Raw genomic sequence first — 21035 nt, forward strand, 5'->3', positions numbered from 1 at the left:
AAAAGGAATTCTAGGAGATGAGATGACGATATGAAAACAAAAGTTGAGAAAATATATCCGTTATCAAACATGCAAAAAGGAATGCTGTTTCATGCCATGAAAGACGAAGCGTCACACGCATATTTTGAGCAGTTCATCATTGAATTAAAAGGTGATGTGGATGAGCGGATGTTTGAAGAAAGCCTAAATGAAGTCATGAAAAGGCATGAGATCCTAAGAGCATCATTTCATCACAGATTGGATGAGCCGCTGCACGTCATTATCAAAGATCGGCACATGAAGTTTGACTATCTTGATATACGAGGCCGGCATGATCAAGACGGCGTTTTGGAGAGATATTTGGCAGAAGATAGACAAAAGGGTTTTGACCTAGCCAAAGATACGTTGATGAGAGCCTGTCTCATCAGAACGTCTGATGATTCGTATCAATTTGTCTGGACGTATCATCACATATTGCTTGACGGATGGTGCCTTGGCATCATCCTGGATGAGCTGTTGACGATATATGAAATGAAGCGGAAAGGCCAACATCATCAATTGGAAGACCCAAGGCCGTACAGCGATTACATCAAATGGCTGGAGGATCAGGATAAAGAAGAAGCTCAGAGCTATTGGGAGAGCTATTTGAGCGGCTATGATCAAAAAAATTCGCTTCCAAAGCTCCGCACATCTTCTGAGAAGGGTTTTAAAAGAAGAGAGAAAACGATTGAATGTTCCAAAGAATTGACAAATCGTCTGATTAAATTGGCCAACCGGAATCATGTGACGATCAATACCGTGCTGCAAAGCATTTGGGGCGTGATTTTGGCGAAATACAACAACAGCGAGGATGTGGTGTTCGGAACCGTTGTTTCCGGCAGAGATGCCGAAGTGGAAGGTATAGAAACAATGGTCGGCGTCTTCATCAACACCATCCCGACCAGAATCAGGCTGGACAAAGATAAGCTTTTTAAAGATGTTCTGCGCCAAACCCAAGCGGACGCTTTGGAAAGCAGCCGCTACAATTACATGAATTTAGCGGAGGTTCAAGCGCAAAGCGAGTTGAAAAACGATTTGATCGACCATGTTATGGTTTTTGAAAACTATGCTGTTGACCAAAAAGCGTTTGAAGAAAAAAATGATGTAGGCTTTGAAATGGTGAATGTCAGCGGGGAAGAACAGACCAATTATCATTTCAGCATTTCCGCGGCTCTTGATGATCAATTAAAACTGCTCTTCATCTATGATGAACATGTATATGACGACACCATCATCGAAACATTAGAAAAGCATATCATCACCGTCGCAGAACAAGTGGCGGAAGATGAGACACAAACATTACGAGACATCAACCTTGTGTCAAAAGAAGAACAACACAGGATTTTACACATATTCAACGATACAAAAACGGATTACCCGAAAGACAAGCCGCTTCATGAGCTTTTTGAGGAACAGGCCATGAAGACGCCCGACCAGACGGCGCTTGTGTTCGGCACCCGGCGCATGACCTACAGAGAGCTGAATGAAAAAGCAAACCAAACCGCGAGACTCCTCAGGGAAAAAGGGATCGGCACAGGCTCGGTTGCGGCGATCATCGCGGACCGCTCCTTTGAAATGATCATCGGCATCATCGGGATTTTAAAAGCGGGCGGCGCATATTTGCCAATTGACCCTGAAACGCCGAAAGACAGAATGGCCTTCATGCTCAGCGACACGAAAGCCGCGGTGCTGCTTACGCAAGGAAAAGCGGCAGCTGGAATCGATTGTGAGGCTGACATTTTATATCTGGACAAAGGGGCAGCAGACGGATTCAGTAAAGAACCGCTCAACCTAGTCAATGATTCCGGCGATCCCGCCTATATCATTTATACATCAGGATCTACGGGAATGCCTAAAGGCGTTGTGACTCCTCACTACAGTGCGGTACGGGTCGTTCGCGGAACCAATTATATCGACATCACAGAAGATGACGCCATCCTCCAGCTGTCCAACTATTCGTTTGACGGATCGGTGTTCGACATCTTCGGAGCGCTCTTAAACGGAGCCTCACTCGTCCTGATCGAAAAAGAGACGGTCTTGAATACACATGAGCTGGCCGAAGTGATAAAAAAAGAACAAGTCAGCGTGATGTTCATTACGACGGCGCTGTTCAATACGCTCGCCGACATCAATATCGGCTCCCTTGCCAAGCTGCGGAAAATCCTCTTCGGCGGGGAAAGAGCGTCGATACCGCATGTGAGAAAAGTGTTGAATCATGTCGGCCGGGATAAATTGATTCATGTTTACGGCCCGACGGAAAGCACGGTGTATGCGACGTATTACTTCATCAACGAGATAGACGATGAAGCGGAAACAATTCCGATCGGCAGCCCGCTGGCGAATACGTCGGTTTTGATCATGGACGAAACCGGCAAGCTCCTGCCGATCGGGGTTCCCGGAGAGCTGTGCATCGCAGGAGATGGTTTAAGCAAAGGATATTTAAACCGCGAGGAACTGACGGCGGAAAAATTCATCCCGCATCCGTTCATTCCGGGAGAAAGGCTGTACAAGACGGGCGATTTAGCGAAATGGCTGCCTGACGGCAACATCGAATTCATCGGCCGAATCGATCACCAGGTGAAAATCCGCGGTTTCAGGATCGAACTCGGCGAAATCGAAAGCCGGCTGGAGCTGCATGAAGACATCAATGAGACGATCGTCATCGTCAGGGAAGATGAAGAAAGCCGCCCGTACATTTGCTCCTATATCACGGCGAATCGTGAGATTTCGCTTGATGAGCTGAAAGGATTTTTAGGTGAAAAGCTTCCGGAATACATGATTCCCGCCTATTTCGTGAACATGGACAAGCTGCCGCTCACCAAAAACGGGAAAGTCGACAGAAAAGCCCTGCCTGAGCCGGACAGAACGATGGGGGCGGAAAATGAATATGAAGCGCCGCGAAATGAAACCGAAGAAAAGCTGGCAGCGATATGGCGTGATATTTTAAAGGTGGAAAAGGCCGGTATCAACGATCATTTCTTCGAGATGGGGGGACATTCTCTCAAAGCGGCTGCAATGGCGGCAAGAATCCGCAAGGAGCTGAAAGCGGAAATCCCTCTTGGGCAAATCTTTAAAACGCCGACAATCAAAGGATTGGGAGAATATATCAGATCGACAAAAGATAGTGTCTATTCATCTATTCAAAAAGTGGAAGAAAAAGAATACTATCGTCTTTCATCCGCACAAAAAAGACTATACATTTTAGATCAAATCGAAGGGAGCGGATTGTCCTATAACATACCATTTACTATGAAAGTCAAGGGCCGCTTCGATATCCGCAGGTTTGAGAACGCATTGAAAACCATCATTCAAAGACATGAAGCGCTTAGAACGTCCTTCTTGATGGCGGATGGAGAGCCTGTTCAAAAGATTGAAAAAGAAGTAGATTTCAGGATCAAATGCAGTGAAATAGAGTCTCTATCGATTCAGGAGATCATCAAACAATTTGTCAGACCGTTTGATTTAAAAAAGGCCCCGCTTTTTAGAACAGAGGTGGTCAAGGTTGATGACGAGGAACATATCATTCTGTTTGATATGCACCATATCATTTCAGACGGCGCATCGATGGGGGTTTTGACAAAAGAAATTTGCGATTTGTACGGCGGAAAAGAACTGGAGCCGCTCAGCCTCCAATATAAAGACTATTCAGAATGGCAAAGGGATTTTTATCAAAAAGATGAGATGAAAAGACAAAAAGAGTACTGGCTCAATATTTTCAAAGGCGAGATTCCAGTCCTCAACATGCCGACGGATTACCCGAGGCCGCAAATGCACAGTGTTGAAGGCGATAGACTCGGTTTTGCAATCGACAGCGAATTGACGAAGAAGCTCAAGCGGATCGCCAAAGACAACGGAGCCACCATGTATATGCTTCTTCTGGCGGCGTATACGGTTTTGCTTCGAACATATAGCGGGCAGGAAGATGTGATTATCGGAACGCCGATTCAAGGAAGAAAACATCACGAGCTAAAACATGTGATCGGGATGTTTGTCAATACGCTGGCGATGAGAAATCATCCGAAGGGCGACAAGACATTCGCTGAATATTTGCAAGATGTAAAAGAGACGGCGCTGAAGGCGTATGAAAACCAAGATTATCAATTTGACGATCTTGTCGAACAGCTTGACCTTGAACGCGACATGAGCAGAAATCCGCTGTTTGATACGATGTTTGTCCTGCAAAACCTGGAAACAGCGGATGCTGAAATAGAAGGGCTGACATTTGAACCGTTTGAAAGCGACATCCACATTTCAAAATTTGACCTCACGTTATCGGCAATCGAAAAAGGCTCGAAGATAGAATTTGATTTGGAATACTGTACAAAGCTGTTTAAAAGAGAAACGGTCGAAAGGATGGCGGCGCATTTCGTCTGTGTTTTAGAAGATATTTCCAAACAGACGGACAAGCGGCTGGATCAAATAGAGGCCATGTCAGAAGACGAAAAAAACACATTGTTATATCGGTTTAATGATACAAAAACGGATGCTCCAACAGCCAAAACCATTTGTCAGCTGTTTGCGGAGCGGGCGGAGACATCGCCTGACAAAACCGCAGTCGTGTTTGAAGATCAAAAGCTGACATATCGACAATTGCATGAGAGGTCAAATCAGCTGGCCCGGTTTTTAAGAGAAAAAGGGGTTCAACCGGACACAGCCGTCGGCATTATGGTGGACCGCTCTCCCGAGATGATCATCGGCCTTCTGGGAATTTTGAAGGCCGGAGGCGCGTACCTGCCGCTTGATCCGGCATATCCTGAAGACAGGATCAAATACATCCTGGGCGATAGTCAAACAAAGTTTCTTCTGTCAGAAGAGGTGCTCATCAAAAAACGGGCCTTTATCAAAGAGGCCGGCATGATCAACATTGATATTCACGACAAACAAATTGCTGCACAGGATGCGGCTCGATTGGAGCCTGTCAGCCACAGCGGGGATTTGGCTTACATCATCTATACTTCAGGGTCCACAGGAAAACCGAAGGGCGTTTTAATCGAACAAAAAGGGCTGAGCAATCTCGTTTCAGCGGTTGTCAAATTGATGCATTTAAACACGGAGAGCAGAGTGATTCAATTTGCTTCACTATCATTTGATGCGTCAGCATTTGAAATCTTTCCGGCGCTGGCAGCCGGGGCGGCTTTGGTTCTAGGGCGGCAGGAGGAAATGATGCCGGGGCAGCCGTTAACAAGCTTTCTAAGGCAGCATGACATCACTCATGCGACCTTGCCGCCGACCGTACTGAATGTGTTGGATGAATCCGGATTGGAAAACCTCAAAGTAATCGTTTCCGCGGGTTCTGCCTGCAGCGAAGAACTCGCAAAAAGATGGTCTGGAAATCGGCTGTTTATCAATGCCTACGGACCTACGGAAACGACGGTCTGTGCAACGGCGGGGGTTTACGGAGGATCCGGGCGTCCTCATATCGGCAGTCCGATTGCCAATACAAACGTATATGTGTTGGATCAAAACCAGAAGCCTGTGCCGACAGGCGTTGTTGGAGAGCTGTGCGTCGGCGGAATCAGCCTTGCGCGCGGATATTTAAACCGGCCGGAACTGACAACTGAAAAGTTTATTTCACATCCGTTTGAATCAGGGGAAAGATTGTACCGGACGGGTGATCTGGCCAGGTGGCTGCCCGATGGACATCTCGAGTTTTTAGGAAGAATAGACCATCAGGTGAAAATTCGCGGATACCGGATTGAACTGGGGGAAATTGAGAATCAATTGCTCAAGCTAGACAAAATCGATGAAGCGGCCGTTATAGCCAGGAAAGATGACGACAACAGCGATTATTTGTGCGCTTATATCGTTTCCAAAGAAGACTGGACGTCAACCGAGCTCAGTGAATGGCTCGAGAAAGAGCTGCCACACTATATGATACCGGCTTATTTTGTCAGACTTGATAAGCTGCCGCTCACCGCAAACGATAAAGTCGATCGAAAAGCGCTTCCTGCACCTGACAGACATGTCGCAACAGGAGCGGAATATGAAGCACCGCGAAATGACACAGAAGCTAAGCTCGTTGACATCTGGAGGGATGTTCTCGGTGCCGGAGACATCGGTATCAGCCATCACTTCTTTGCAGCAGGAGGAGATTCGATCAAGGCGCTGCAAATCGTCTCAAGGCTGTCCAGGCTTGGCCTGAAGCTTGAAATGAAGGATTTGTTCGCAAATCCGAGAATCAAGGATCTTGCCAAATATGTCAAAAAACAATCACAGAGGCAAAATGCCAATACAATCGTCACAGGACATGCAGAACTCGCTCCGATCCAAAAATGGTATTTTGCTCATAACAAAGAAGAACTGGATCACTTTAACCAGTCATTTGTACTCTTCAGAAAGGGCGGATTTGACGAAAGCTGTGTCAAAAAGGCTTTCAATAAATTAATGGAGCAGCACGACGCGTTAAGGATGATCTATGAAGAAAAAGGCGGGGACTTCATTCAGTACAACAGAAGCTTTCGGGAAGATCTGTTCGACCTGGATGTTTATGATGTAAGAGGTCTTGATCGTCAAGCGGAAAAGGTATATGAGCTGGCGACAAGCATTCAAAAACAATCATCGATTAGAAAAGGAAAACTTGTTCATCTCGGCATCTTCCGGGCTGATGAGGGCGACCACCTGCTCATTGTGATCCATCATCTTGTCGTTGACGGTGTATCGTGGAGAATACTGTTTGAGGACTTCGAAACATTATACAGTCAGGCATTAAAGGGGCAAACGCTCGAGATCGGCTACAAAACGGATTCCTATCAAGAATTCGCCCGCAGGTTAAAAGCATATGCCCACAGCCGAACATTATCGAAGGAAGCCGAGTATTGGCGGAACATTGCCAAGGCTCGTGTCCGGTTTATTCCGCCAAAGAACGTATTAAAGGAAGATGTATACGAAAACAGCACGACGTTGAGCATCAAGCTCGGCAAAGAGGCAACAGCGGACCTTTTGCGAAACACGAACAGAGCCTACAACACCGAAATCAACGATATTTTGTTAACGGCATTACTGACCGGAGCAAGGGACATGACAGGGGAAAACAAACTGAAGGTCACGATGGAAGGCCACGGCAGGGAAGATATTTTAGAAGGCGTTGACATCACGAGAACAATCGGCTGGTTTACGACGATGTATCCGGTGCTTCTTGATGCAGGAGAAGAAAAAGACCTCTCCCAACAGATCAAAATCGTCAAAGAAACGTTGAGGAAAATACCGAATAAAGGAATTGGCTACGGGATATTAAAGTATATAGCCGAAAACCCTGATTTCGATGACGAAGAAAAAGCCCGGATTTCATTCAACTATTTAGGCGAAATCGACGCCGACATGAACCGCGGTGAATTTTCCGGGTCCAGCTTTTCTGAAGGCGAAAGCATCGGCGGAAAAATTGCGAGAAATCATTCTATCGAAATCAACGCCATCGTGATGAATCATGAGCTGGTGATTCATACAACCTTTAATCAAATGGAATACGAAAAAGATACGATCAGCCGGCTGAATGAACAATTGAAAGCAAGCCTTGAAAACATCATTAAGCACTGTAAACAACAGATTCAAAGCGAAAGAACGCCGTCCGATTATGGAGATACAAACATCAGTTTAGCCGAACTTGCAGAAATCAAAGGAAAATATAGAAGCGCCATTGAAAAAATCTATCCGCTCGCCAACATGCAAAAAGGTATGCTGTTCCATGCCATCGAGGATCATACCTCAGATGCATATTTTCAGCAGACGGTCATGGATATTGAAGGATATGTCGATCCGGCGATTCTTGAGGCAAGCTTTAATGACATCATGAAACGGCATGAAATCTTAAGGGCCTCTTATGAATATGAAATCGTTGAAGAACCGAGGCAGATCATCATCGAAAACCGCAGCATCAATTTCACCTATTTCAATATCGCGAAAAGCTCCGCACAGCAACAGGAAATGTTCATTGAAAGATTGCTCAATGAAGATCGAAAAAAAGGCTTTGATTTAAGCAGAGATGTACTGATGAGGGCTTATTTGCTGAAAACGGCGGAACGCTCGTACCGGCTTGTCTGGAGCCATCACCATATTTTACTCGATGGCTGGTGCCTTGGCATCATCATGCGCGAGCTGTTTGTCATCTATGAAAATCGGATGAACGGCAAAGCCAGTCCATTAAAGGAGACGAAGCCGTACAGCGATTATATCAAGTGGCTTGAAAGACAGGATCAGGAAGAGGGCCGTAAATATTGGCGCGAATATTTGAAAGAGTATGAGGAACAGGCGCAGCTGCCTACATTAACAAAACGCAAAAAAAGCAGCCGCTATGACCGCCGGGAGAAGGTCATCCATTTGTCAAAACGGTTGACAAAACAATTGAAAGAGCTCGCTGCCAAAAACAGCGTTACGCTTCATACGGTGATTCAAACGATTTGGGGCCTGATGCTAACGAGATACAACAAGATCGATGATGTCGTGTTTGGAACGGTCGTATCGGGCAGGGAAGCAAACGTAGACGGAATCGAAGACATGATCGGTCTGTTTATCAACACCATCCCGACAAGAATCAGATTCAATGAGCAGGCGCGTTTTAACGATTGTTTGCAAAAGGTTCAGGAAGATGCGATTCAAAGCAACCGCTACAACTATATGAATCTCGCTGAAGTCCAGGCATTGAGCAGCTTAAAGAAAGATCTGATCGATCATATTCTCGTATTTGAAAACTATGAAGCTGATGAACAGGACTTTGAAGAGAGTCAGATGAAGACAGGCTTTAAGGTGAATGAGATCAGCGCTGCGGAACAAAGCAATTACAGCTTTAGCATGTCGGTCACTCCAGGCGAAGAGCTCACCCTTGTTTTGACATATGACGGCAATGTCTATGACAGGGATATTATCAACAATATCGAAGGTCATATTAAAAGGGTCGCTGAGCAAGTGACGGCAAATGAGAACCGGAAAATCGCAGAGATTGACATGCTGGCGGAGGAAGAAAGAAAGACGCTTCTATATGAGTTCAACCGGACAAACGCAGATTATCCAAGGAATCAAACGATCCATCAATTATTTGAAGAACAGGCGGAACGGACGCCTGGGCATACTGCGATTGTATTTGAAAAAGAGGAGCTCTCTTACAAAGCATTGAATGAAAGGTCAAATCAGCTGGCGGGACTGTTAAGGGAAAAAGGCGTCAAACCTGACATGATCGTCGGCGTTATGGCGGAACGCTCTGTGGAGATGATCGTCGGAATGCTGGCGGTGCTGAAAGCCGGAGGCGCATACTTGCCGATCGATCCCGAATATCCGGAAGACCGGATCAGGTACATGATCGAAGACAGCGGTATCAGCATCCTGCTGAAAAAGGCGGACAAACCGATTGACGTTGATTTCACCTGTATCGATATGAACGAAAAAGGGCTGGCAAAAGACATGGCCACAGAGAACTTAGCGCACACGAGCGGCTCCGCCGACATGGCTTATGTCATCTATACGTCAGGTTCGACCGGAAAGCCGAAGGGTGTCATGGTCAACCATCAATCAATTGTTAATACGCTTTATTGGAGGAAACAATCGTATGGCTATAGTACAGCCGATGCCACCCTTCAAGTGCCGTCCTTTTCATTCGACAGTTCTGTTGAAGATATTTTCACGACGCTTATATCTGGGGCGAAGCTTGTTTTAATAAGAGATTTGCGGATGAGTCCGCGTGAGATCATCGGCACACTGCGAATGCATAAAGCGACAAACTTGCTGGCCGTTCCAAGCTTTTATCTAAGCCTGCTCGACACGATTGAGCAGCCTTTAGAGGATCTAAGATTTGTCACAGTCGCAGGGGAAGGCTTCAATGAAAGTCTGATCCGGCTGCATTTTGAAAAGCTGCCGAACGTCAAATTGTTTAATGAATACGGACCGACGGAAAACAGCGTTTGCTCAACGCGGGGCGAGCTGCGAAAAGATGACGAAAAAGTCGTCATCGGCCGGCCGATCAGCAACCACAAGGCTTATATTTTAAATCACAACCAGCAACTGCTGCCGTTGGGGACGCCCGGTGAACTTTGTCTGAGCGGGGAAGGCCTTGCCCGCGGATACTTAAACAGACCTGACCTCACGATTGGAAAATTTGTTCCAAATCCGTTTGTTCCAGGAGAAAACATGTACCGTACGGGGGATCTCGCAAGATTTTTGCCTGATGGTCAAATCGAATATTTAGGAAGAATCGACCACCAAGTCAAAATCCGCGGATTCAGAATCGAACTGGGCGAAATCGAAAACCAATTGCTGAAAATAGAAGGCATTGACGCGGCGGCAGTCATGGCGCGGGAAGATCAAGCCGGCGGGAAATACCTATGCGCATATATCGTCGCGGACAAAACGGCCGGTGTTGCAGACGTCAGAAAATGCTTGTTAAAGGAACTGCCGGATTACATGGTGCCGTCATACTTTGTCAAGCTCGATCAATTGCCGCTTACGGCAAACGGCAAAATCGACAGAAAAGCGCTCCCTGAACCTAGCGGCACAATCAGTGAAGCGACGTACGAAGCACCGAGGAACCGCACAGAGGAAAAGCTTGTCTCAATCTGGGAGGACGTTTTAGGGATCGAAAACATCGGAATCAGCCACAATTTCTTTGAACTTGGCGGCCATTCCTTAAAAGCTGCGGCATTGACTGCAAAATTGCATAAAGAAATGAAAGTTGAAGTCCCTTTAAGACAACTATTCGAAACACCGACAATCAAAGACATCGCCGATTTTATCGAATCCATGAAAGAAAGTCCTTATGCGTCTATCGCACAGGCGGAAGAGAAAGAGTATTACGCATTGTCATCCGCACAAAGAAGGCTGTATATCCTTAATCAAATCGAACCAGGCGGCCTCTCTTACAACATGCCTTTCGCCATGAAAATTGCAGGAGATTTTGATGTCGACCGGTTCGAGGATGCTTTTCGGCAATTGATAGAAAGACATGAAGCCTTGAGGACGGCCTTTGTGATGGTTGACGGCGAACCTGTACAGATAATCGAAAAAGAAGTCGATTTTAAAGTGAAGTACGGGCGACTCGGGCAGGACCCGTTAGAAGAAAAAATCAAAGCGTTCATCAAGCCGTTTGCTTTGGAAAAAGCGCCGCTTTTAAGAGCGGAAGTATTAAAAGCGAGTGGTGATGAACATGTACTGATGCTCGACATGCACCATATCATTTCAGACGGGGTATCCATGGCCATTTTCACAAGAGAGCTGGCCGAGTTGTATGAGGGGAAAACATTGCCGCCGTTAACGATTCAGTACAAAGACTTTTCAGAATGGCAAAAACTTTTTTATCAAAAAGATGAGGTTAAACACCAGGAAGACTACTGGCTCAACGTTTTTCAAGGTGAAGTGCCGGTGCTGAATTTGCCGACGGATGAAAAACGTCCGCAAAAGCGTTCGATTGAAGGAGATATCGTTCAGTTTGAAATAGACGGCGAAACGTCCGCCATGCTGAACAAACTGGCGAAAGAGAACGGCGCGACGATGTATATGTTGCTTTTGGCGGGGTACACAACGCTTTTGGCAAAGTATACGGGCCAGGAGGATATCGTTGTCGGCTCACCGATTGCGGGAAGGCATCACAGCGATTTGAAACATGTCATCGGACTGTTTATCAATACGCTGGCGATGAGGAACTATCCAAAAGGAGACATGCCATTTGCCGACTATTTAAAGGAAGTGAAAGAAACAGCGCTGAAAGCTTATGAAAATCAAGACTATCCATTTGATGAACTGGTTGAAAAACTTGATGTCAAACGGGATATGAGCAGACACCCGCTGTTTGATACTATGCTTGTTCTGCAAAACTTCGACGGCGATGAAGCGGACATCGACGGCTTGACATTCCAGCCGCTCCAAACCGAGGTGAACATCTCAAAATTTGATTTGACGCTGACAGCCGCTGAGACAAATGAAGGCATTCAATGTGTTTTCAACTACAGTACAAAATTGTTTAAGCGGACCACGATTGAAAGAATGGCGGGCCATTTGATCAATATTTTAAAGGAAGCGGCAAACGATCCGTACATGCCGTTGAGCGACGTCAACATGCTGTCAGATGAAGAAATGAACGCGCTCTTGAATCAAAATCAAGGAAAACAAGCTGATTATCCTCAAGATCAAACGGTTCATCGGCTGTTTGAGCAGCAGGCTGGCAAAACGCCGGAGCAAACAGCGGTGGTCTTTGCCGATGAAAAGCTGACGTACAGGGAACTGAACGAAAGAGCAAACCAATTGGCGCGGCTTTTGAGAGACAAAGGAGCAGACGCCGATCAGCCTGTGGTGATCATGATTGAACCATCGCTTGAGATGATCATTTCCATGCTGGCGGTACTGAAAGCCGGAGCGGCTTACGTGCCGATCGGGCCGGAGCAATTGGCCAAACGGACGAATGAGATTTTAAGTGACAGCAGAGCCGCAATATTGCTTGTCAAAGGCTCTGTCAAAGAAAACGTCGCGTTCGCTGGAGAAATCGTCAATGTTGCCGACGGTTTGATTGATGCGAAGGCCGCGTCAAACCTGTCTGCATCGGGTTCAGCCGATCAGAATGCATATATTATATACACTTCAGGCTCCACCGGAAAGCCGAAAGGCGTATTTGTCAGACACGGGAATGTGGTGAATTATACAACATGGTTTATGAAGGAAGCGGGTCTTACAGAAAACGACAAAGCCATGCTTGTGTCCTCATATGCGTTCGATTTGGGGTATACTAGCATCTTTTCGGCATTGTTAAGCGGAAGCGAACTGCATATCGCACGAAAAGAATGTTATACAAATGCGCACCGGGCTTTAAAGTATATCAAAGAAAACGGCATCACCTATATCAAATTGACGCCGTCTCTGTTTAACATTTTTGTCAATGATCCGGGCTTTTCCGCCGAAAAACCTTGCGCTACGCTCAGGCTGGTCGTCTTGGGCGGGGAGATGATCAATACAAGGGATGTTGAGACATTTTACAACCAATATCCGGATCATGTAGTCATGAATCATTATGGCCCGACGGAAACGACAATCGGCTCAGTCTTTAAAGTGATCGACCCGGAACACCTCGATTCTTTCAAAGAATATCCGGTGATCGGCACTCCAATTCATAATACGAATGCGTATGTGCTGGATGAAAACATGAAACTGCTTCCGGAAGGTGTGTACGGAGAGCTTTGCATCGCAGGAGCCGGAGTGACAGGCGGCTATGTAAACAAACCGGATATCACGAAAGAAAAATTCGTCGAAAATCCGTTTGCACCGCATACAAAAATGTACAGAACCGGAGATCTCGCCAGAAGGCTGAGCGATGGAAATATCGAACTTGCAGGCCGGATGGACAGCCAAGTAAAGGTAAGGGGCTACAGAATAGAACCGGAAGAAATCAAAAACAGACTGTTGGCTCATGATGATATCAAGGAAGCCTTTATTGTTGCAAGGGAAGACCATAAAGGTGCAAAACAGCTGTGCGCCTATTTCACAGCAGACGCCGAATTGCCGTTCGAGGACATCAGGACGTATCTGATGCGTGAGCTTCCAGAATATATGATTCCGTCTTCTTTTGTCCAAATTGAGAAGATGCCGCTTTCAGCCAATGGAAAGATCGATACGGCTGCATTGCCTGAACCGCAGCCGGGAAAAGAGACGGAATACGAACCGCCGCGGAACGGGACGGAAGAAAAGCTTGTTCAAATATGGGAAGAAGTACTTGGCATTGACAAGATCGGGATCACTCATCACTTTTTTGCAGCAGGCGGCGATTCCATCAAAGCGCTGCAAATGATCTCAAGATTATCAAGAGAAGGCCTGTCACTAGAAATGAAAGATCTGTTTGCAAATCCGCAAATCAAGTCTTTGAGCCGATATGTCAAAGCTGAATCTGACAAATCAGCATCATATGAAACGGTAGTGGGCGAGGTTCTCTTGACCCCGATTCAACAAGAGTATTTCTCGTTGAACAAAACGGACAGGAACCATTACAACCATGCGGTTATGCTTTATCGGAAAAACGGATTCGACGAGAGCATCGTCAAACGTGTGTTCAAAGAAATCATCAAACATCACGATGCACTCCGGACGGTGTTTACAGAAGAAGACGGAAAGATCATTCAGTACAACCGGGGACCGGACAAACAGCTGTTTGACCTATTTGTCTATGATGTCTCGAGCGAAAACGATCAGCCTCAGAAAGTGTACCAATTGGCCACGGAGCTTCAGCAAAGTATCGATATTGAAACCGGCCCTTTGGTCAAACTGGCGCTCTTCAAAACGAATAATGGGGATCACCTGCTGATCATCATCCATCACCTTGTGGTCGACGGGATCTCCTGGAGAATATTATTTGAAGATTTGGCGATCGGGTACAGCCAGCTAGCGAATGGAGAAAAACTCGAATTTTATCCGAAAACGGCTTCCTACCAAGCATATGCGCGGCACATAGCGGAATATGCAAAATCCGCCAAACTGCTTAGTGAAAAACAGTATTGGCTGAAGGCTATAGCTGAGGACGTCGAATTCCTGGATATGAATGAAAATGCCGGAGCCTTCAAAGTTGAGGACAGCCGGACATTCAGCACGGAACTCGAAAAAGAGGAGACGAAGCGGCTTTTAAGAGAAACAAACCGAGCTTATCATACCGAAATCAACGATATTCTGATCACAGCGCTTCTGGTGGCGGTAAGGGATATGACCGGGCAAAATCAATTAAGAATCACGCTGGAGGGGCATGGAAGAGAACAGGTGGCTGATGGCATCGACATCAGCAGAACGGTCGGATGGTTTACCTCGAAATATCCGGTATTCATCGATCTGGGACAAGAAACAGACATGTCCAGGACGATTAAAATGGTGAAAGAGCACTTGCGAAACGTGCCGAACAAAGGCATCGGCTACGGAATTTTAAAGTATCTCACCCGGGACAGTGAGATCGCTAAAGGCGCAGCATCACCAATCTTGTTCAATTACCTGGGGCAGCTTGATGAAGACATCAACAGCGGAGAATTTTCTTCATCTCATCTCCCGCCGGGAGAAGCAGCCGGAAAGGGCATCACAAGAGAACATCCGCTCGAAATCAATGCGGTGGTCTTCAGGGGAAAACTGGCCATTCAAACGACCTATAACACAAGAGCATACAGTGAAGACGTCGTCAGAGCTTTTGCTCAAAACTATAAAGAAGCTCTTAAAGCGGTCATTCGCCACTGCGCGGAACGAGAAGGGACGGAAAAAACGCCGTCCGATTACGGAGACAAAGGCATCAGCTTAGATCAGCTTGAGGAAATCAAACTGAAATATAAAGGGATGGAAATCGAAAAAATCTATCCGCTTGCCAACATGCAAAGGGGCATGCTGTTCCACGCACTCGAAGACAAGGAATCACAGGCGTACTTTGAACAAATGGCCATCAATATGAAAGGTTTGATCGATGAGCGTCTGTTTGCAGAAACGTTCAATGACATCATGGAAAGACACGAGATTCTAAGGGCTACTATAGAGTATGAAATTACGGATGAACCAAGGAATGTGATCATCAAGGACAGAAAGATCAATCTTGACTATCATGACTTGCGAAAGAAGAGCCCGGCGGAACGGGAGCAAGTGATTCAAGCGTATCGCAAAGCAGATCGGGAAAAAGGTTTTCGCTTAAACAGCGAACCATTGATCAGAGCCGTGCTGATGAGAACCGAGGATGACAGTTATACGTTCATATGGACAAATCACCATATTCTGCTTGACGGCTGGTCCCGGGGAATCATTATGGGAGAGCTGTTCCACATGTATCATATGAAAGAAGCCGGGCAAAAACACCAGCTTGAAGAGGCAAGACCGTACAGCGATTATATCGGGTGGCTACAGCAACAGGATAAAGAAGCTGCAAAAGCGTACTGGAGAAACTATTTATCAGGATTTACCGAAAAATCGCCGATTTCGGTTTTGGCGGGTTCTTCCGGACATGCGAAATATAAGCGAAAAGAGGCCGTCATCGAATTCCCGGAACAATTGACCGGCCGGATCACAGAGCTTGCCAGCCGTAACAATGTCACCTTCCATACTGTTTTACAATGCATTTGGGGAATGCTTTTGGCAAGATACAGTCAAACGGATGATGTCGTATTCGGTACAGTCATTTCCGGAAGGGATGCACAAGTAGCCGGAATTGAAAAAATGGTCGGATTATTCATCAACACTGTACCGACGAGAATTAGACTGGAAAAAAGCCAAAGCTTTAAGGAACTCATCAAAAGCGTTCAGGAACAGGCTCTGGAAGGCAGGACATATCATGACATGAATTTGTCGGAAGTACAGTCGCTCAGTGAATTAAAAAGAGAGCTGCTGGATCATATCCTGATTTTCGAAAATTACGCGGTTGATCAGAGTGCATTTGAGACAAGCGGCAAACGCGGTGCTGGTTTTGTGTTTGAAGAAATTCACGCCGAAGAACAAACAAATTACGGATTTAATATTGTGGCAGTCCCGGGCGAACGTTTGGTCATCAAATTGACTTATGACGGAAATATCTATCATGACCACATCATCGCAGGTATCAAAGGACACCTTCAACAAGTGATGGAACAGGTCGTCCAAAATGAAGATCAGTCATTAAACGACATCACAGTCCTTTCGGAAGCTGAAAGAAACAGGCTGTTGTACGAATGGAATGACACGAAAGCGGAATATCCGAATCAGACGATTCATCAGCTGTTTGAGGAACAAGCCGAAAAAACCCCTGAGCTTGCTGCGGTTGTCTCAGGAAATGACAAACTGACATACCGTGAGCTCAATGAAAAATCAAATCAGCTTGCCAGATACCTCAGGGACAAAGGGGTCAAAGCGGATGCGATTGTTGCCATCATGGCAGAACGCTCACCGGAAATGGTGGTCGGAATCATGGGGATTTTGAAAGCCGGAGGAGCCTATTTGCCGATTGATCCCGATTATCCGGAAGAAAGGATCAAGTATATGCTTGAAGACAGCGGCGCGGCCATCATCCTTGCGGATCACAAGCAGGACTTGGGCACACTTCATCAAGAAGCCGTCGAATTAACCGGAGATTTCAGCAGTTATCCGGCTGACAATCTGGAACCGGCGGGTAACGCCGACAGCCTTGCATATATCATCTACACGTCAGGTTCTACAGGCAAACCGAAAGGGGTCATGATCAGGCAAAGAGGGCTGGTCAACTATATTACCTGGGCTGACCGTGTATATGTCCAAGGCGAACAGCTCGATTTTGCCCTCTACTCATCCATTGCCTTTGATTTAACGGTGACATCGATATTTACGCCATTAATCTCAGGCAATCGGGTGATTGTGTATCAGCATAGCGGGGACGGAGAACCGCTGATTCGAAAAGTATTCAGAGACCAAAAAGCCGGGATTGTCAAATTAACCCCGTCTCATTTAAGCCTTGTCAAAGACATGGATGCCAGCGGATCAAGCATCAAACGCCTGATCGTCGGCGGGGAAGATTTAAAAACGGAACTGGCCAAAGAAATCACGGAGAGATTTCATCACAACATTGAAGTCTACAATGAATACGGTCCGACCGAAACGGTTGTCGGCTGCATGATCTATCAATATGATGCCGGACGGGACCGCCAAGTTTCTGTCCCGATCGGCAAGCCGGCCTCCAATGTCCAGCTCTATATTTTGGATGAGCGTCAGGAAGTGCAGCCGGTCGGAATTGCCGGAGAGCTGTATATCAGCGGAGACGGAGTCGCAAAAGGCTATTTGAACAAACCGGAGCTGACGTCTGAAAAATTCCTGCCAAATCCGTTTTTACCGGGTGAAAGAATGTATCGCACAGGAGATCTTGCGAAGATGAGACCGGATGGACATATTGAGTATCTGGGCCGGATCGATCATCAAGTCAAGATTCGGGGCTACCGTATCGAGCTTGGCGAAATCGAGCATCAATTGTTAAGGCACAGCGATATAAAAGAAGCGGCGGTTGCCGCTAAAACAGATCAAAGCAACAATCAAGTTCTTTGCGCATACGTCGTTTCCGAAAGAGACATCACACAGGAAGACATCAAAGCGTTTTTGGCGAAGGAGCTTCCGGAATATATGGTGCCGTCCTATTTGCTGAAGCTTGATGAGCTGCCGCTGACACCAAACGGAAAAGTCGACTTGAAGGCCCTTCCAGAGCCAGATCGAAGCGCGGGCGCTTTACTGGAATACGAGCCTCCAAGACATGAGCTGGAAGAAAAAATGGCCGCCATTTGGGAAGACATCCTGAATATCGAACAGATTGGCATCAACGCCAACATATTCGATATCGGAGCGAATTCTTTAAGCGTCATGTCATTTGTCTCTAGGCTATATGCAGAGCTTGGCTTCAGAGTTCCGTTTAAGGACATTTTCTCCAAGCCGACCATTAAAGAGCTGTCTGATTTTCTGAAGCATGCACAAGACCTGCTGAAAGACTACACAGATGATTGCATGCAGCTGACCAGGACGGAAGAAGGCGGGAAAAACCTGTTCTGCTTCCCGCCGGCCGCGTCGATGGGCATTGCCTACATGGGCTTGGCCAAGCATCTAAAGCAGCATTCGGTGTACAGCTTCAACTTCATTCCATCTGCAAACAGGATTCGCAAATACGCGGACATCATCAAAAACATTCAAGGTGAAGGGCCATATACATTAATCGGCTATTCATCCGGCGGAATCCTGGCATTTGATGTGGCGAAAGAATTGAACCGGCAAGGATATGAAGTCGAGGATTTGATCATCATCGATTCAAAATATCGGACAAAAGCCGAGAAACATCAGTTCACAGAGGAGGAATACAGAGAAGAGATATCCAAAACATTTGAACTTGAGAAATACCGCGACGCAGAGAAATTATTGAGCGACTATTTAGTGGACTTGGTGATGAAGTCTTATGTATATATACAAAACACAGTCACAGCGGGCGCAATTGACGGACATATCAGCTATATCAAGTCAAGCGACAATCAGCGGGATGAAAACATGATGATGTGGGAAAAAGCGGCATCTAAAACCTTTACAGTCGTTCAAGGAGCCGGAACCCATATGCAAATGATCTCCAAGTCCCATCCCGACATTCTTGAAAGAAATGCAAGATTGATCCATGATATCATCAATAAGACTGTCAAAATATGAACAAAACGGCATCCTTTTCAGGGTGCCTTTTGTTTGCCTTATCAACTCTCTGTTATAATGAAAGGCAAAGAAAAGAGAGGAAATATTTCAAAAAACAAGCAGCAGCGGGTGCTGCGGTGTGAACATCTATCAAGACAAAATAAAAGCGGGTGAACCAAATGGAAGCCATTCGAGTGCTCATAGCGGATGATGAAAAAGAAATCAGAGATTTATTGAAAACCTATTTAAAAAGAGAGTGTTATGAGGTTGACGTGGCAGTTGACGGAGAAGATGCGTTAAGGCTGTTTGAACAAAACCATTACCACCTCGTGATATTGGATGTGATGATGCCGAAAATCGACGGCATCGAGGTTTGCAGAAGAATGAGGAATCATACGAATGTTCCGATCCTGATGCTGACCGCCAAAGACCTTGAAGGCGATAAAATTTTAGGACTGTCCATCGGTGCCGACGATTATATAACAAAGCCCTTCAGCGTGAACGAAGTGCTTGCGCGGATCAAAGCCATGCTGAGGCGCTTTTTGGTCCTCGGCAGCGAAAGCCGCTCCGATGAACAATCGCTGATTCAATTTAAAGGATTGACCATCGATTTGAAAACATATACGGTCACCGCAGGCGGACAGGAGATCTCCCTGACGGCGAAGGAGTTTGAACTGCTGAAGTTTTTCGCCTCAAATCCGGGGCAGGTATTTACGAAAACGCAGCTGTTTCGAAACGCATGGAGCGACCAATACATAGAAGATGATAATACGGTCATGGTGCATATCAGAAGGCTGAGAAAAAAAATAGAGCCGGACCCTTCCGATCCACAATTTATTCAAACCGTTTGGGGAATCGGCTATAAGTTTGTAGGTGAGAAAGATGCTGACCGATAAAAAGCTGCTGCTTCTCATTCTGCAATGTGCGGCGATTGCAGCACTTTTGTTCATCTATATGAAAACGGCTTCCCTTGGGGTTTTCAGCACAATGCTGTTTATTTTTCTGTTTGCCGTTACCGCGCTGCTGTTTACGATGAGGCTTCGCTTCATTGATCGCTTAAAGCTGATTGAAACCGAGCTGAAGCGCGTGGCGGATGGAAATTTAAGAAGAAGATTGCTGGCGAAAGGCGGTCAGCCGTATAATGAAATCATTTTTTCCATTAACGAATTGATAGAGCAGCTTGAAAAAGTTCAAATCAACGCCGCAAAATCGGAAGCGGCCAGAAAACGGCTGCTGTCTAATATTTCCCACGATATCCGAACGCCGCTCACATCAATTATTGGCTATGTTGATGCATTAAAAGACGGGGTCGCGTCTTCAGAAGAAGAGAAACAGGAATATCTCAATATCCTTTCTAAAAAATCCAACAGCCTCAAGCAATTGATCGATGAAATATTCAACATGGCGAAATTGGACGCGAATGAAGTCCAGTTGAAAACAGAGTTTTTTGACCTTGCCGAAGTCGCTAGGGAAACGCTGATTGACTTTTTGCCGGAACTGAAAAAACATGACATTGATTTGAATGTGCAGATTCCGGAAAAGAAATGCTTTGTTATCGCAGATCGGCTCAGCTTGATCCGCGTGATCGAAAACATCGTGAGAAACGGCATTCATTATGGAAAAGCGGGAAAAGTACTTGGAATCGAACTGACAGAATCAGAGCATGAATATCAGCTTCTCATCTGGGATCAAGGTCCGGGAATTCCGGAAAACGAGATTGAAAACGTGTTTGATAGAATGTACCGCAGAGACCGGTCGAGAAGCCTTGATGACGGGAGCGGTCTGGGGCTTGCCATCGCCAAATCGCTCATCGAAAAAAACCGCGGACGCATATGGGCACAGAGCGTCCCATGGAAAAAAACGACGTTTGGTTTTTCGCTGCCTAAACAAAACCATCTTCAATCATTTAAGAATTAATTAAGAATTGGTTAAGAAGAAGTTAAATC

The 21035-nt window shown here is 46.1% G+C and carries 3 protein-coding genes; all 3 read left to right on the top strand.

Annotated features, from left to right (window positions below; translation table 11 throughout):
* Positions 1-30 precede the first annotated feature (30 nt).
* Positions 31-19110, top strand: coding sequence for a bacitracin non-ribosomal peptide synthetase BacC (gene bacC, locus MST20_RS15600; RefSeq protein WP_243943275.1), 19080 nt, complete (start codon positions 31-33; stop codon positions 19108-19110).
* Between the two features lie 158 nt (positions 19111-19268).
* The gene (locus tag MST20_RS15605; protein WP_020452076.1) at positions 19269-19985 is read left to right on the top strand and encodes a response regulator transcription factor; all 717 of its coding nucleotides are present in this window, start codon (positions 19269-19271) and stop codon (positions 19983-19985) included.
* Entirely contained in the window at positions 19972-21006 is a 1035-nt protein-coding gene (locus tag MST20_RS15610; RefSeq protein ID WP_243943277.1) for a sensor histidine kinase, read from the top strand. Before MST20_RS15605 ends, MST20_RS15610 begins: the two co-directional genes overlap by 14 nt.
* Positions 21007-21035 lie beyond the last annotated feature (29 nt).

The sequence above is a fragment of the Bacillus sp. B19-2 genome (assembly GCF_022832475.1).
GTDB lineage: Bacteria > Bacillota > Bacilli > Bacillales > Bacillaceae > Bacillus > Bacillus paralicheniformis.